Consider the following 14,466-nt stretch of genomic DNA (forward strand, 5'->3'; position numbering starts at 1 on the left):
GCGGCACGGCTTCGCTGCCAGATGAACCGGCGCTGGGGCTGTGTTGGGGCGGCGGCTCAGACGAACAAGCTCATGTCGCTGGTCTCGCCGGCGCCGAGGAACGTGCTCACGCCGCCGAGTTCCACGCCGTCGATGAGCTCCTCCTTGCGGATGCCCATGATGTCCATCGACATCTGGCAGGCGACGAGCCGCACGCCGTGGTCGGTGGCCTGCTTCATGAGTTCCTCGAGTGAGGCGACGTTCTTGGATTTCATGATCCAGCGGATCATCTTCGCGCCGATGCCGCCCATGTTCATGCGGCTCAGGCCCAGCTGCTTGGTGCCGCGCGGCATCATGAAGCCGAACATGCGCTCGACGAGGTTCTTGGCGACGCGCATGTGCTTGGGCTTGCGCAGGATGTTCAGACCCCAGAACGTGAAGAAGATCGTGACCTTGCGGCCCATCGCGGCCGCACCGTTGGCCATGATGAACACGGCGATGGTCTTGTCGAGGTCGCCGCTGAAGACGACGAAGGTCTTGTCGTGCAATACGTCGCCGCCGGCGGACGCCGATGCCGTGGACTGCGGCACGGCGGCGGTCGTGTCGCCGGTCGGAGCGCCCTTCTCCAGTTCGGCATGGATGACGCCGTCGCCGCCCTCGCGCGTCAGGCTGAGCAGCGTGTTGCCGGTGCGTTCGGCCCATACCGCGATGTCGGAGCAGAACGCGTCCTCGGTGGCCTCGACCGCGAGCTTGGTGCCGACCGGTTCGGGGCGCAGCGCGTCGGCCACGGCCACGATCGGGCCAGGGCATTTGAGGCCCTTCGCGTCGATGTGCAGCATCTTGGGCGCGGCGTTTGCGGCGGGAGCCGTCTTGGGCACAGTCGTATCCGCAACCGCGTTGTCGACCGTCGCATCGTCCGCGTATCCGGCGTCGCGCAACGCGGCGAATCCGCCGTCCAGGTTGATCGCCTCATAGCCGCGGTCGGTCAGGATCTCGCACACCTGCTCGCTCCAGTCGCCCACGCGGCAGAACACGACGACCGGTTTGCCGGCCGGCACCGAGCCGAGTCGCTGGCCGATCTGGTCGAACGGGATGTTGATCGCGTCCCTGACCGGATGCACGATCACCTCGTCCGGTTCGCGCAGATCCAGCAGCGTGACCGTGCTATGGTCGAGCGCGGCGAATTCGGCCGGCATAATGTGCCGGTATTCGTCGCCTGATTCGTCTCCCCCGTGCAATGCGATGGCCATGTCATTCCCCTTCCTTGACTGTCGTATGCGGTATCTCAGATGGCGCAGGCCGGCTGGACGTACCGTGCCGGGTCGAGCGCGGTGATGCCCGGATGCTCGCCGCACACCGCGCATTCGGGCACACGTTCGGGCAGCGGCACGCGGCGCACGTTCATGGTGAGCGCGTCGACGGTGAGCATGCGGCCGATGAGCGGCTCCCCCACGCCGACGATGAGCTTGACCGCTTCGGTGGCCTCGAGGCTGCCGATCACGCCGACGACCGCGCCGAGCACGCCCGCCTCCTTGCAGGTCGGCACTTCGCCCGCCGGCGGCATTTCCTCGAAGATGCAGCGGTAGCAGGGGCCTTCGCCGGGCACCACGTCCATGAGCTGGCCGGCGAATCCGACGACGCCCGCGTGGATGAACGGTTTGCCGGCGAGCACGCATGCGTCGTTGATGAGGAATTTCGTGGCGAAGTTGTCGGTCGCGTCGATGACGAGATCGTACGGTTCGATGAGCGCGGCGATGTTGCCGGCGTCGACGAGTTCATTGTGTTCGTCGACGGTCACGTCGGGGTTGAGCGCACGGATGGCCGCGGCGGCCGACGCGACTTTGGGCTGGCCGATGCGGGAGGTGGTGTGGGCGATCTGGCGTTGCAGGTTGCTCAGGTCGACCACGTCGCCGTCCGCCAGTCCGATGCGGCCGACGCCGGCGGCGGCGAGGTAGAGCGCGACCGGCGAGCCGAGGCCGCCCGCGCCGATGATGAGCACGCTGGCGGCCAGCAGCCGCTTCTGCCCCTTCGCGCCGACCCCTTTGAGGATCAGATGCCGGGCGTAGCGTTCCAGCTGTTCGTCGTTCATCGCCATATCCGCGCTCCCCTTCCGCCGGTCAGGCCGGCCGCAATCAGCGAATCCTACTTCTGCAGCAGCGATTCGGGCGACTTGTACGCCGGGCCGTCGGACACGGAGTTCGCGAACGCGCGCAGCGTTTCAATCGACGTCTTCGCGGCGACGATCTGCTCGCGTACGCGCAGCGGCGACGTGCCACCCTTGCCGTTGCGGGCGGAGACGGAACCCTCGGTGGAGAGCACCTCACGCACCTGCGGCGCTTTGTCGGCCGGCAGGAAGTCCTTGAACACGTCGATGAAGTCCTCGTCCGTCAGGTCCCACAGCTCCTGGCCGCGGCCTTCGGCGATCTTCACGCACGCGCCCGACAGCTCGTGCGCATGGCGGAACGGCACGCCGTTCTTGACGAGCCATTCGGCGATGTCGGTGGCCAGCGCGAAGCCGGTCGGCGCCTCGGCCTCAAGACGGTCGTGGTCGAACTGCATGGTGGCGACCATGCCGGTGAACGCAGGCAGCAGCACCTCGAGCGTGTCGACCTGGTCGAACACGGCCTCCTTGTCCTCCTGCAGGTCGCGCGCGTACGCGGTGGGCAGGCCCTTGAGCGTGGCGAGCAGGCCGGTCAGGTCGCCGATGAGGCGACCGGACTTGCCGCGCGCAAGCTCGGCGATATCCGGGTTCTTCTTCTGCGGCATGATCGACGAACCGGTCGAATACGCGTCGTCGAGGCGCACGAACGCGAATTCCTGCGTGTTCCAGATGATGATCTCTTCGGAAAGACGGCTGATGTCGACGCCGGTCATGGCGGCGATGAACGCGAATTCGGCGACGAGATCGCGCGAGGCGGTGCCGTCGATCGAGTTGGCGGTCACGTTCGAGAAGCCGAGCTCGCGGGCGACCGCGACCGGTTCAAGGCCGAGTGTGTTGCCGGCGAGCGCACCGGAGCCGTACGGGGACGCGTCGATGCGCTTGTCCCAGTCGGCGAGGCGCTGCACGTCGCGCAGGATCGGCCAGACGTGGGCCATGAGCTGGTGCGCGAGCAGGACGGGCTGGGCGTGCTGCATGTGGGTGCGGCCGGGCATGACGGTGCGGCCGGCGGCGACGGACTGTTCGATGAGCGCGTTGGCGAGGGCCAGCAGGAGCTTCGCGATGACGCGGCTGTGGCGGCGCAGCCACATGCGGATCAGGCAGGCGATCTGGTCGTTGCGCGAGCGGCCGGCGCGCAGCTTGCCACCGAGTTCGTCGCCGGCGATGGCAAGCAGACCGCGCTCGAGCGCGGTGGCCTCGTCTTCGTCGTCCTCGATCGGGGCGAACGCGCCGGAGTCGACACGGCGCTGGAGCTCGTCGAGCGCGTTCTCCATGCGCTGCAGCTCGTCGGCGGTGAGCAGTCCCGCGCGGCCGAGGGCGCGCGCGTGGGCGCGCGATCCGGCGATGTCGTCGTCGGCCAGGCGCCAGTCGAACTGGGTGGACTTGCTCAGTCGGGCGAGTTCCGGCGACGGACCGGAGGTGAAACGACCGCCCCACAGGGCGAGATGCTCGGTGTTCTGCTCGGCGCTGTCAGCCATGCGTGTTGCTCCTTAGCTTCTGGTGCTGTTGCTGTGCGTGGATAAGCGGGTAGGCTTCTCATGCTCGTAAACCATGAAAAGCCTACCAGTCTCCGTAACCATTCATGCGAGTGCGATCACGCGCTTACTCATCCGCGTCGATGTCGTATCCGCCGCCGAGCACGAACCTGGTCAGTATGCGGCGTACTTCGCGGTTCGCCTTGGGTTGCGTCAAAACCGTGTGCCGCATCTGCTCAAGCGCGGCTTTCGCTCGCTTCTTGTCGACGGATTTGACCAGCGCGTCGAACCGCCCATATTCGTTGAGCGTCAGTTCGGTGACATGTTGCATGAGAAGTTCGTCGAGCAGCGACCGGTCGACGCCGGTGCGATCCACGAGCTTGTCGATCTGTTCGTCTTTCTCGCGCCGTGCGTACCGGGTGATGTAGTCGCGCAAGGTCATGCCGGGGTCGAGGTGCACGTCGCCACGTTCGACATCATGCAGGAACAGTTCGGCGAGCCGCTGCTCGTCGGCGGATAGTGCGGCGAACGAACGATGCAGTTCCTGCGATGCAGCCTCCAGCTCGGGACTGTTTTCGGCGAGCGCTTTGAGCCATTTGTCGAAGTTGGCGTTCATGTAATCGGTGTCGATGAGTCCAGTGTCGATTTCGGTGAGATAGCCTTCCAACTCGTACGGAGCTTCCGTATCCTCGGAGCCTGGGTCATCCCCGTCTTCGTTGTCATGGTCGTCGAACAGTTCCTTGTACCGCTGTGCGAGGATCAGGTACGTACGTTCGTCGATCTGCGGCTGAACCGTGGTGGTCTTGCCGTCTTCGTCCACGCACTCGAATGTCGGCGTGTCCCATGTGAATCCCTGTATTTTGGCCGCTTCGAGCGCCTTGTTGAGTTCCACGAACTCCTTGGCGAACTTGCGTTTCGCTTCCACGGATTGAGGCAGTTGTGCAAGATCGCCCGCACCGGCCGACGCGAAGACGTCGCGGATTTCGGCGAGACGCTCGTCCATGGCCTTGACGTTGTCGGGAAGCTTTTGCACGAACAGGTCGAGCGGACGGTCTCCTGAATACAGTTTGACCGCGGCTTTGATGTTCTCGCGCATGGTGTGCGGCTCGCGGTAGTAGCGAATCGTGCCGAATGGCTTGTCGGGTCCGAACAGTCGGTTGGTACGGCTGAAGGCCTGAATAATGCTCTCGTATCTGATGATTTTGTCGAGGTACAACGTGTTCACCCATTTTGAGTCGAAACCGGTGAGCATCTGGTCGACGACGATGAGCAGGTCGAGCCGTGCGTCGCGGTTCGCGTCGATGGTGCCGTAGGGGGCTTTGTGCGATAGTCGCGAGGAGATGTCCTTCTTCATCGCCGGCCAGTCCACGATGCCGAAATGTTTGCCGTACGTCGTGTTGTAGTCGGTCATGATTTCGGCGAGCGCGTCGCCTTTGACGGTCGCCCCGTCGTTGTTGTCGATGTTTGGGTCGAACAGGGCGGTGACGCGTAGTTGCGGAGCCTGCTGTTTGAACAGGTGATAGTAGTTGATCGCTTCGGGGATGGAGCTGGTGGCAAGCATGGCGTGAAACTTGCCGCCGTGGCTGAGCACGGGGAATTGTTCGATGATGTCTTTGACGACCATGCCGGCGTGCGGTTTGCCGATGCCGTATTCGCCCGTTCCGAGGCATCCTTCGATGCTGGGTGCTTGGTTTCCGGCCGCATCGACCGCCGACGCCATGGGCATTTGGCGTTTGTCCATGTAATGCTTGTATACGTCGGCCTTGTCCGGGTCGTTGAGCGCTTCTTCCACGCTCGAGGCCTTTGCCTGGTGCAATGCGACGGCGAGCCGCACGTCGGCGTCCTTGTAGGTGGTGACCATGGTCGGGTCGAAGCCGAGCACGTTGTGGTCGCGGATACCGTCGGCGATGCTGTAGCGGTGCAGGCAGCCGCCGAAGATCATCGCGGTGGTGGCATGCTTCTTCTGGTTTTCGTCGAGGATCGGCGTGCCGGTGAAGCCGAAGAACATCGCGTTCGGGAATGAACGGCGGATGTCCTGCAGCATGTCGCCGAACGTGGAGCGATGACATTCGTCGACGATGAACACGACGCGTTTGGCGGCAAGCCGGTCGAGTTCGGCTTGCGTGACGCCGCGTTCGCCGAGTTTCACGTTGCTCATTTTCTGGATGGACGTGACGATGAGCGTGTCCTTGGGATCGTCGCTGGAAAGTTTGTCACGCAGCACGCCCGTGTTTTCGGTGCCTTGCACGTCATCCTCGCTGTCGGCGAAGGACTGGTATTCCTTGAGCGACTGCGTGCCGAGTTCGATGCGGTCCATGAGGAAGATGACCTTGTCGGCGTCCTTGGAGTCGGCGATGAGCTGCGCCGACTTGAAGCTGGTCATGGTTTTGCCTGAACCGGTGGTGTGCCACACGCAGCCGCCCGGTCGGCCCGGCACGGCAGGTCGGGCATCCCAGTCGCACTTGCGTACCGCGTCGGAGATGGCGGATGCGGCGTAGTACTGGTAGCTGCGCAACACTTTCAGGCATCCGTCTGCCGAGTCGGCCACGGTGTAGAAGCCGATGAGTTGGTGTGCCATCGGAATGGACAGGAGTTTCGCGCAGAATCGCTTCCATTCGTCTTCGCCGGGGTGCTTGCCGCCGCAGATGGGCTCGTTGTTCCAGTCTGCCCAGTGGAAGTAGTAGCTCGGGTTGAACCGGTCCGCGCCCGGATTGGCGAAGTACACGGCATCGTCGGGGTTCATGGCGACGAATACCTGCACGAGCCGGAACAGTCCGGCGAACACGCCTTCGTGTGCGTATTTCTCGATCTGATTGGTCGCCTGGCTGACGGGCACGCCGCTGCGCTTCAATTCGATGTGGATGAGCGGCATGCCGTTGATGAGCAGCACGAGGTCGCCACGGCGTGAGTGGAGCATCGCGTTCTTGGCCGGGTAGACCGGCTGCTGCGCGATCTGGTACGTGCTTTTGCCGCCGGCGATCTCCTGCCGGTCGTAGATGTAGAGGCTGACTTCCTTGCCGAAGTGCGCCTTGTCCTGTCCGTTGTCGCGTTTGATGGAAACGGTGCGGCCATTGACGAACGAGTTGAGCGCGAGCGGCGTGCGCAAGGTTTCGATCTGTTCAATGATCTGCGCCATCTCGCCGTCGGTCAGCGGATATTGACCGAGCTGGTCGATGCCGCAGTTGTTGCGATAGAGGATGGATTTCCAGTTCTCGAGCAGATCATGTTCGGTCGGATACTTGAGCACGCCGTCCTTCCATCCGTGCTGTTGCAGCACGGCGATGACGTTCTCCTCGAAGTCTGCTTCATTGTCGAAGATCATGATCGATTCCTTCTTCGTATTGCTTATTGCGCGTCGGTGCGCAGATGACCTGCGGCTAGCGATTCGTTGCTGATCGGCACGGCGGGATCGCATGGCGACGCGATACGCCGGAATATCGCTTCCAGCATCGTGTAGTTCTGGTCTTCCGCCGCGAGTCTGCTGGCTTCGTCGTTCTCCTCGCCGCTGACGAGACGCCAGTCGAGATCGTATCCGGCATCATGGCACAACAGCGTCCAGAACAGGCGTTGCACGCGGCCGTTGCCTTCACGGAACGGATGGATGAAATTGTAGTTGTCGTAATGGTAGGCCAGCCGTTGCGCGAATCTCGGCGGATCAAGACCGGCAAGCATGTTGTCTTTCCACAGTTCTCCCTGCGCCCAGCCGACGCCCATGTCAATGTTCGTCGACGGCAGGAAGAATTCGGCACCCTCGACGTTTTTGCGGATTTCCACGGTGCGGATCTCACCGGCCCAGTCATAGATGTCCTGGAACAGGATGCGATGCAGCATACGGAAGTCGTCCAACGATCCGCTCATGTGCGGAATCGGTCTGGTGAAGAACTCGTTCATGCGCAACGCGACGAATTCGCCTTCGGCGTTCTGCAGTTCGTCGTAGGTCGTCGCGCCGACCAGATTACGCAGTATGCCGGTCCGCCGATCGACATACGGGTCGACGAACCGGTCAGGCATGAGCGGCGGCTTCCGGCTCGTGCTTGTCGACCTTCCAACGGCGCTTGGTTCTGGTCATAAGCTCCTCGATGGTGAAGTCGCCGTCGACATACTGTTCGGCATCACGCCGGAACTCGGCGGAGACGTAGGCACCTTCCATTTCGCCGGAATGGATGGCCTCTTCCATGATGCGTTTGCGATCCATGATTCCTCCGATTCCTAAACGAACATCTTATCGAGCAAGGATTTCTTGATATTCTGTAGCAACATCAACTTACGCTGATGAAGGGTGATGAGGGCGTCGAGCCGCGAGAAGAACCGGCCGATGGCCTGCTGCTCGGCAAGACCAGGAGCCGGGACGGACAGCTCCATCACCTTGCTCTTTGATATATTGAACCGCGAAATGCCCTGCGCCAGCAACGTCATCTGCGCTCTGACCTCGGACGATCTCAACATATACGCCAAGTATTTTGAATCAAAAGTGCCATCTTGCCTATAACCGAAACAGAAGCTGTTCAAGTAGACATTCGGCTTATTGACAGGCCAAACAGAAGACATGCCGACTTCCTCGGGCGTCTCCGAAGACACCGTAAACAAGGCATCACCTCGTCTGACCTCGTTCTGACGATGGTCGATCTCGATTGCCTCTAGACGATCTGCATCCGCAACCGGGTTATCAAATACATTCGTGTAAGGAACAAAACGAGCCTCGCCATGTCCGAAATCTTCCTTCGCCTTGCCCGACAACCCCGAATATGTCGTTCCGCAATCCCCCAACTTACGCTGTTCCCAAGGGTCAGTAAAACCGGAGAAACGAATACGCGGCGCCAACTCACCCTCTCGAGGGAACATCTGTTCGAGCATCGACTTCTTCAGCACAACCAACTTGTCGTACTTACGCTGATGAAGGGTGATGAGGGCGTCGAGCCGCGAGAAGAAGGAACCTATCCGTTTCTGCTCCCCAGCTGAGCAGACAACGACCTCTGACTCATTGATTGCCTGCTTAGACAGACTCGGCAATCCTGTCGATTCATCCTTGCTTTTCCAGTCAGTATTCAGGAAAAGACAGAGCGCAAAATTCAAATCAACATCGTTGCACGGAATCGCATAAAACAGCGTATCCACAGTCCAAAATGGCGCGATAAGTTTATACGGACGGTCGATAGTGCCTTTTCTTCCGATGCCAATGGCGTCCACGTCATACGACAACGCCTCACTGACACTCGTCATGTAACCGCCTGTTCCGTAAACCGGAATATCACCCTCGGAAAGATGTTTGTAGTCACGGCCACTGCAAACATCAACTATTTCCTCCAACTTACGCTGTTCCCAAGGGTCAGTAAAACCCTGAAAACGAATCGAAGGTACGTTCGAATCAGCCATCTCACTCACCTCCCAGCAGGGCCTTGAGTTCGGCGATGCCGGCCATGTCGAATTCGTCGCCGGTCAGCTGGTCGAGCATCAAACCAAGTTCGCGCTCGGCGTCATGAATCTGACCGCACACGTCGGCGTACGTGGTCGCGTACTTCTCGTTCAAGGCCGCGACCTTCGCCACGAGTTCATCGAGTACGGCGGTCGGCAGCGCTTCGAGTTTGGTCTGCAACGGTTCGATCCACTTGGCGCTCAGCAGTTCGGTCGTCTGTTCGTCGGTCAGATGCTCGATGACCGTCGCGGTCTTGTCTTCCAGCGCAGCATTGAGTTCCTTGATGGCCTTCTTGACCGTCTTCTCCTCGTCGATCAGTCGGTTTGCGGCCACGATCGTACGGTCGAAATCGGTGTCGGGATGCTTGCCGACCGCCTTGGCGGCCTTCTTCACTTCGGCCGGCACGAACGCGTCGCCGTCCTCGTTGATCGCATCCGAGCTCTTGTCGTCCTCGTCCACGTTCTCCAGCAGATCGTTCAGTTCCTGCCCGATCTCGCTCAGACGACGTTCCTGTGCGTCGATTTCGGCCAAGTCGGCCGTCATCAGTCGTTCCTGCACGAGCGAGAACGGCAGAATATGACCTCGCCAGCCGTCCTGCACCTCGACATCCTTGCCGCCCTTTTTCTTGACGGTCATGTTCGCGTCGACCTTGCGCACCGCGTCGAACCCTTCGTTATGCAGTGTTTCCAAGTCGTCGGCAATCGTCTTCCAACCGTCCACGAACACCTGGTACGCGGCGTACGCGTCCACCAGCGGCACGTCATGCAAACGACGGAACAAATCATCGGCCAGTTCCTCCGGCTTGCTGGCGATATCCACGTCGGCGTATCCGTCGATCAGTTCGCCGTTCAGGAACGCGCGGTAATCGGCGAAACGCTGCCGATACTGCTCGACGTACTGTTTTACTTCGGCATTGCCATACACCGTGTCTTTTACCGAACCGCCATTCACATGTGCGATATGACCGTTCTTCATGTCGAACAGCTGCGACTTGAGGCTCGGGAACACATTCCAGTAACTATGCAGCGCATCGATCTCCTGCACCGGCACACCGCCGAACATCGTGGCGTAGACGTCCCACTGCTCGGCGGGTTCGGACGAATCCACGTAGCGCGGAATATTGAGGTTGTAGTCGTTCGCGCGAATCTCGTCGATGCTCACCAAGCGGCTGAACTTGTCGATCGTCTGCGAACCGGTCACCGCGTCCACGATACGCCGGATGTCGCACGCGCGCAGCTTGTTGTTCTTGCCGTCCTTCGCGAAACCCTTGGATGCGTCCACGATAAGCACATGGTCGTCGTCGCGATGCTTGCGCAGCACCATCACGATGGTGGGGATGCCGGTGCCGAAGAAGATGTTCGCCGGCAGACCGATGATGGCCTGGATATGGTGATGCTCCACGAGATTCTTGCGAATCGCGCCTTCCTCTCCCCCACGGAACAGCACGCCGTGTGGCAGGACGATGCACATCATGCCGTCGTCGCGCAGATGGTACAGGTCATGCAGCAGGAACGCATAATCGGCCTTGGACTTGGGTGCGATGCCGTATTCGAAGCGGACGTCCTCGCCTGGTGCCGGCGGCTCCCAGTTCTGCGAATACGGCGGGTTCGAGACGACCGCATCCACGAACAGCGGCGTATACGTTTCGTCGCGAGTCTCATCGGAATCGAACCACGGCCAGTCGGCTTTGAGCGTATCGCCGTTGCGGGCGAAGATATTGCTGGGCAGGATGCCGCGCATCACCAGGTTCATACGCGTGAGGTTGTACGTGTTTTCCTTGAGTTCCTGCGCATAGTACTTGATGCCGTTCGGATTGCCGTTGCGGCGGGCGACGGCCTGACCGATGTGGATGAGCAGCGAGCCGGAACCGGACGTGGGGTCGTAGATCTCGATCTCGTCGCGGCCCTGCAGATGCCATGCGATGATTTCGCTCATCAGTTGGGAGACCTCGCTCGGCGTGTAGAATTCGCCGGCCTTCTTGCCTGCGTTGGAGGCGAACTTGTCGATCAGGTACTCGTAGATGTAGCCGAGGGTGTCGTAGCCCTCGCGGCTGTCCATCGGAATGTCCTTGATGAGGTAGATCAGGTCACGGGCGGCCTTGGAACGGCTGCGCTCGTCGGTGCCAAGCTTCGACAAACCGGTCTGGAGCGTTTCGAAAATACCGGCGAACACACGCCGGTGCGCAGGGTTGATGTTGCGCTCGAACGCCGACAGCGCCTCACGCACATCGGCAATGGTGAAGTCGGAGCCTGAGGCGATCCATGTGGAGAACAGGTTGTCGTAGGAGATGAAGTAGCCGCACAGCTGGCGCACATCCTCCACGGTTTCGGTATCGTCCTCGACCAGTGCGGGCAGGTCCTCATCGGTCCAATCATCCTCATGCAACCGTGCCACCAGCGTTTCCGAGAGGAACTTGTAGAAGATAAAGCCAAGAATGTAATCCTTGTACTCGTTCGCCTCGATCTTCGAGCGCATCCGATTGGCCGATTCCCAAATCCTCGCGGCGAGCTGCTGCTTATTCATTCATATGCTCCTTGTTCCTGTACACTTCATCGAGAGTCTTGCCTTGATCGTTCACCCATTCGGTCCAGCCATTTTGGCTACCACCGAGAACGAACACTGCGGCCGTGGACGGGCTGGCGAAGGTCACGTCATGGTCAAGCTTCGCCTTGCCTTTTTGACTGCCGAAGAGCTGCTCGCGGGCGGCGATAGCTCCTCGGTTCTTGATAATGCCGCGTCTCAGTTCAACCTCGGAACCGGCAAGGACGGTAAACCGCCCGGTTACCTTATCGTATTTCCCGGTTGCCGAGATTCCGTTCTTCTTGGTGTGAAATCCTTCGCTCACATGCGCCGCGGTTTCCGAACGATTGAGATCATAACCGAGGACTTTCATGCGAAACAGCATGCTCTCGTGCAGCTTCTCGACCCGTTGCTCTTTATACGGGTTCACATGCGGACTGGGAAGATACGTATTATCCGTCTCGTATGAGCCGTTTCGCTGGACAAAGTCAATCGCTTTCGCCTCCAGGGCGTCCAACACATCCCTGTCGATGTTGATGTCGCCGTCAAGGAACATGACGGCCTTGTTCCAGAACTCCTTCTTGGCCTTATGGTCTTCAAGACGGGCAAGCCCCTGCGTGGTCTGCCCGGCATACACGCGGCCGAGCACGCCGTGGTCCTCATCCAACAGGTAGTACACGCCCCGTTCCGGCACATTTGGCAGTCTCTTTGCTTCAGCCAACTTATCTCTTGGAACCACGATGGTGACCAACGACTCGCCTTCCACACGGCAAATGCGAATGCCATCCGGATCATTGTCGATAAGCTGCATGGTCATGGTGGTGAGATGAATCATCGCTCGCCATCCTTGATCAGCTCATTGATGAGGCAGACCCTCACGAATGCCGAGAAGCTCATGCCGCGAAGCGCTGCGGCCTCCTTGGCGGAATCCCGGAGATTCGCGGGAATACGCATGGTGACAGGAACCGTATCACCATCGACAAGGTACGCTCGTATCTCGGTTTCCCCAGCGCCCTTTTCTATGAGGTTTGAATAAGTCATCGCCTCGCCGCACTTTCAAACTGCAATACAAATGCATTCATTATACGTCTGCTTGGGAACAGCGTAAGTTGGGGGATTGCGGAACGTTTCATCGTGGTGAACGATTCACTGCCGCTGATTATGTGGATGAAGGCATCCCTTGTATTCACTATGGCGAGATTTACACAAGTTATGGTGACACTGCTTATGATGTCTTTTCTCATCTTCGCATCGATATGGCAAAATCTCTTCGATACGCCCATCCGGGAGATTTGATAATTGCCGCAACGAGTGAAAATGTTGAAGATGTATGCAAAGCTGTTGCGTGGCTTGGCGATTGCAATGTCGCGATTCATGATGACAGTTACGCCTTTGCGCATGATGGCGATCCGGTTTTCTACTCGAGTCTGTTCAAAACGAAACATTTCTATGATCAGAAGGCTCAAGCGGCGTATGGCGTGAAGGTAATGCGTGTCGGTTCCGTGGCTCTGGAACGCATGTCTGTATCTGTACCGTCGCTTGCCGAGCAGCGGGCCATCGGCCGGTTCTTCTCTCGTCTTGATGCCCTTATCACCCTTCATCAGCGTAAGCGCCAGAAACCGTTCGACGGCGTTGAAGCTGGCGGAGCCTCGGTCCCCTCGGCTGAGGGCCGAGCCGTGAAGCAAACACCGGCGGTGTTTGTAGGCGAGATGCGAGCGACAGCGAGCCGACAGAGCACGGCCGCAGGCCGCCCGCAATTGCAGGACGCTGTCAGCGAAGCTGACTGGGGGAGCGTCACGGCGCGAAACGCGCCGCCAACAGCACAGCATCGCGCGCAGCGCGATACCTTACATCAACGTCGATAACGCCCGCATCACAATATCCACGTCCTTGTTTTCCAATTCGCGGATGACATGCAGATACGTATCCTGAGTCGTGTTCATGCTCGCATGCCCAAGCCGCTTGGAAACGCTGGCAATGGAGACTCCGGCAAACAACAGTAACGACGCATGCGTATGCCGAAGCCCGTGTATCGAGATCACCGGCACGCCGACTCGTTCGCAATGCTTGGCGAGAATGCCGTTCGCCGTTGAGTTGTATACTTTGCCGCCATCCTTGACGAAAATGGGCTTGCTCTCCGGCAATGCTTTCAGCAGCGCCGACAGCTGCATGATGAGCTGCCAGTCAAGTTGCACCTTGCGAACGGATGAGGCGTTCTTCGTCGGGACGAATCCACCGCCGTTCTTGTAATCCCACGTCTTGTTCACGGAAAGCGTCTGGTGCACGAAATCGAAATCATTCGGGGTCAGACCCAGCGCTTCCGAAAACCGCAGTCCGGTCTTCGCGATGAGCAGTATCAGCCAATCCCAGCTTGGCTCCGCGCCAAGCGTGAGATCGGCGAGGATCGCGTGCAATTCGAACTGGTTGAGATACTTCTGCTTCTTCTGCCGGGGCTGCTTCCCTTTGATGATGACCTTACGGGTAGGGTCGCGCTGGATGAATCCTTCGTCGACGGCATCGAGAATGGCGCCCTTCAACTGGTGATGAAAGTCCATGGTCGTTTGCCGTTCGTGATATTCGGCATAGCCGTTGATGAGTTTCTGATAGCTGACTCGGTCGAAATCGGACAGTTTGAGATCGGGGATGAGTTTGGCGAGCCATGCCTGCGTGATCCTGTATTTCTTCATCGTCACGTCGCGGATCGCGCCTTCTTTGTAGACGCTGACCCATTGCGCGTAGTAGTCGCAGAACAGTGTTTCTTGCTTGGTGTCGGTCATGATGAGTCCTTCGTTATGGATATTTCGACTAAAATTGGGTTATAACCTAAGAAAAATGGCAATGGAGAAAGTTTATTAGGTTATAATCGGAAAAGTAACCTTAAACTATAGCTATACTGGTTTATGACCGTCAATCCTGGCGGG

12 protein-coding genes are annotated in these 14,466 nt (G+C 59.5%); 1 reads left to right on the forward strand and 11 read right to left on the reverse strand.

The window, feature by feature from the left end; all coding sequences use genetic code 11:
* Nucleotides 1-56: 56 nt before the first annotated feature.
* From KIH76_RS01290 to KIH76_RS01335, 10 genes are all read right to left on the reverse strand, one after another.
* Entirely contained in the window at nt 57-1,229 is a 1,173-nt protein-coding gene (locus KIH76_RS01290) for a DsrE/DsrF/DrsH-like family protein (RefSeq protein ID WP_214372835.1), read from the reverse strand.
* Between the two features lie 35 nt (nt 1,230-1,264).
* A complete protein-coding gene (gene thiF / locus KIH76_RS01295) occupies nt 1,265-2,074 on the reverse strand; it encodes a thiazole biosynthesis adenylyltransferase ThiF (RefSeq protein WP_219068861.1) in 810 nt (269 codons plus the stop codon).
* A gap of 47 nt (nt 2,075-2,121) precedes the next feature.
* Nucleotides 2,122-3,615: an argininosuccinate lyase gene (gene argH, locus KIH76_RS01300; protein WP_214372833.1), complete on the reverse strand. Its 1,494-nt coding sequence runs from the start codon at nt 3,613-3,615 to the stop codon at nt 2,122-2,124.
* A 124-nt stretch (nt 3,616-3,739) separates the two neighbouring features.
* Nucleotides 3,740-6,934 (reverse strand): type I restriction endonuclease subunit R, EcoR124 family, encoded by a 3,195-nt coding sequence (locus KIH76_RS01305; RefSeq protein WP_214372831.1) that lies wholly within the window; start codon nt 6,932-6,934, stop codon nt 3,740-3,742.
* Nucleotides 6,935-6,957: 23 nt separating this feature from the next.
* Complete coding sequence (locus KIH76_RS01310; protein ID WP_214372829.1) at nt 6,958-7,623, reverse strand: Fic/DOC family protein; 666 nt, start codon at nt 7,621-7,623, stop codon at nt 6,958-6,960.
* Nucleotides 7,616-7,807 carry an antitoxin VbhA family protein gene (locus tag KIH76_RS01315; RefSeq protein ID WP_214372827.1) on the reverse strand — a complete coding sequence of 64 codons (192 nt, stop codon included), beginning with the start codon at nt 7,805-7,807 and terminating at the stop codon, nt 7,616-7,618. The genes KIH76_RS01310 and KIH76_RS01315 overlap by 8 nt, the downstream gene beginning before the upstream one ends.
* A gap of 14 nt (nt 7,808-7,821) precedes the next feature.
* A complete protein-coding gene (locus tag KIH76_RS01320; protein ID WP_219068863.1) occupies nt 7,822-8,985 on the reverse strand; it encodes a restriction endonuclease subunit S in 1,164 nt (387 codons plus the stop codon).
* A gap of 1 nt (nt 8,986) precedes the next feature.
* Entirely contained in the window at nt 8,987-11,548 is a 2,562-nt protein-coding gene (locus KIH76_RS01325; protein WP_219068865.1) for a type I restriction-modification system subunit M, read from the reverse strand.
* A complete protein-coding gene (locus tag KIH76_RS01330) occupies nt 11,541-12,380 on the reverse strand; it encodes a GIY-YIG nuclease family protein (RefSeq protein WP_214372821.1) in 840 nt (279 codons plus the stop codon). The genes KIH76_RS01325 and KIH76_RS01330 overlap by 8 nt, the downstream gene beginning before the upstream one ends.
* Nucleotides 12,377-12,586, reverse strand: coding sequence for a hypothetical protein (locus KIH76_RS01335; RefSeq protein WP_214372819.1), 210 nt, complete (start codon nt 12,584-12,586; stop codon nt 12,377-12,379). Before KIH76_RS01335 ends, KIH76_RS01330 begins: the two co-directional genes overlap by 4 nt.
* Here KIH76_RS01335 and KIH76_RS01340 point away from each other — a divergent pair.
* A complete protein-coding gene (locus KIH76_RS01340) occupies nt 12,574-13,410 on the forward strand; it encodes a restriction endonuclease subunit S (RefSeq protein ID WP_219068867.1) in 837 nt (278 codons plus the stop codon). The genes KIH76_RS01335 and KIH76_RS01340 overlap by 13 nt on opposite strands.
* Here KIH76_RS01340 and KIH76_RS01345 read toward each other — a convergent pair.
* Nucleotides 13,393-14,322, reverse strand: coding sequence for a site-specific integrase (locus KIH76_RS01345; RefSeq protein WP_214372815.1), 930 nt, complete (start codon nt 14,320-14,322; stop codon nt 13,393-13,395). The genes KIH76_RS01340 and KIH76_RS01345 overlap by 18 nt on opposite strands.
* Between the last annotated feature and the right edge of the window lie 144 nt (nt 14,323-14,466).

The sequence above is a fragment of the Bifidobacterium simiiventris genome, assembly GCF_019331715.1.
GTDB classification, from domain to species: domain Bacteria; phylum Actinomycetota; class Actinomycetes; order Actinomycetales; family Bifidobacteriaceae; genus Bifidobacterium; species Bifidobacterium simiiventris.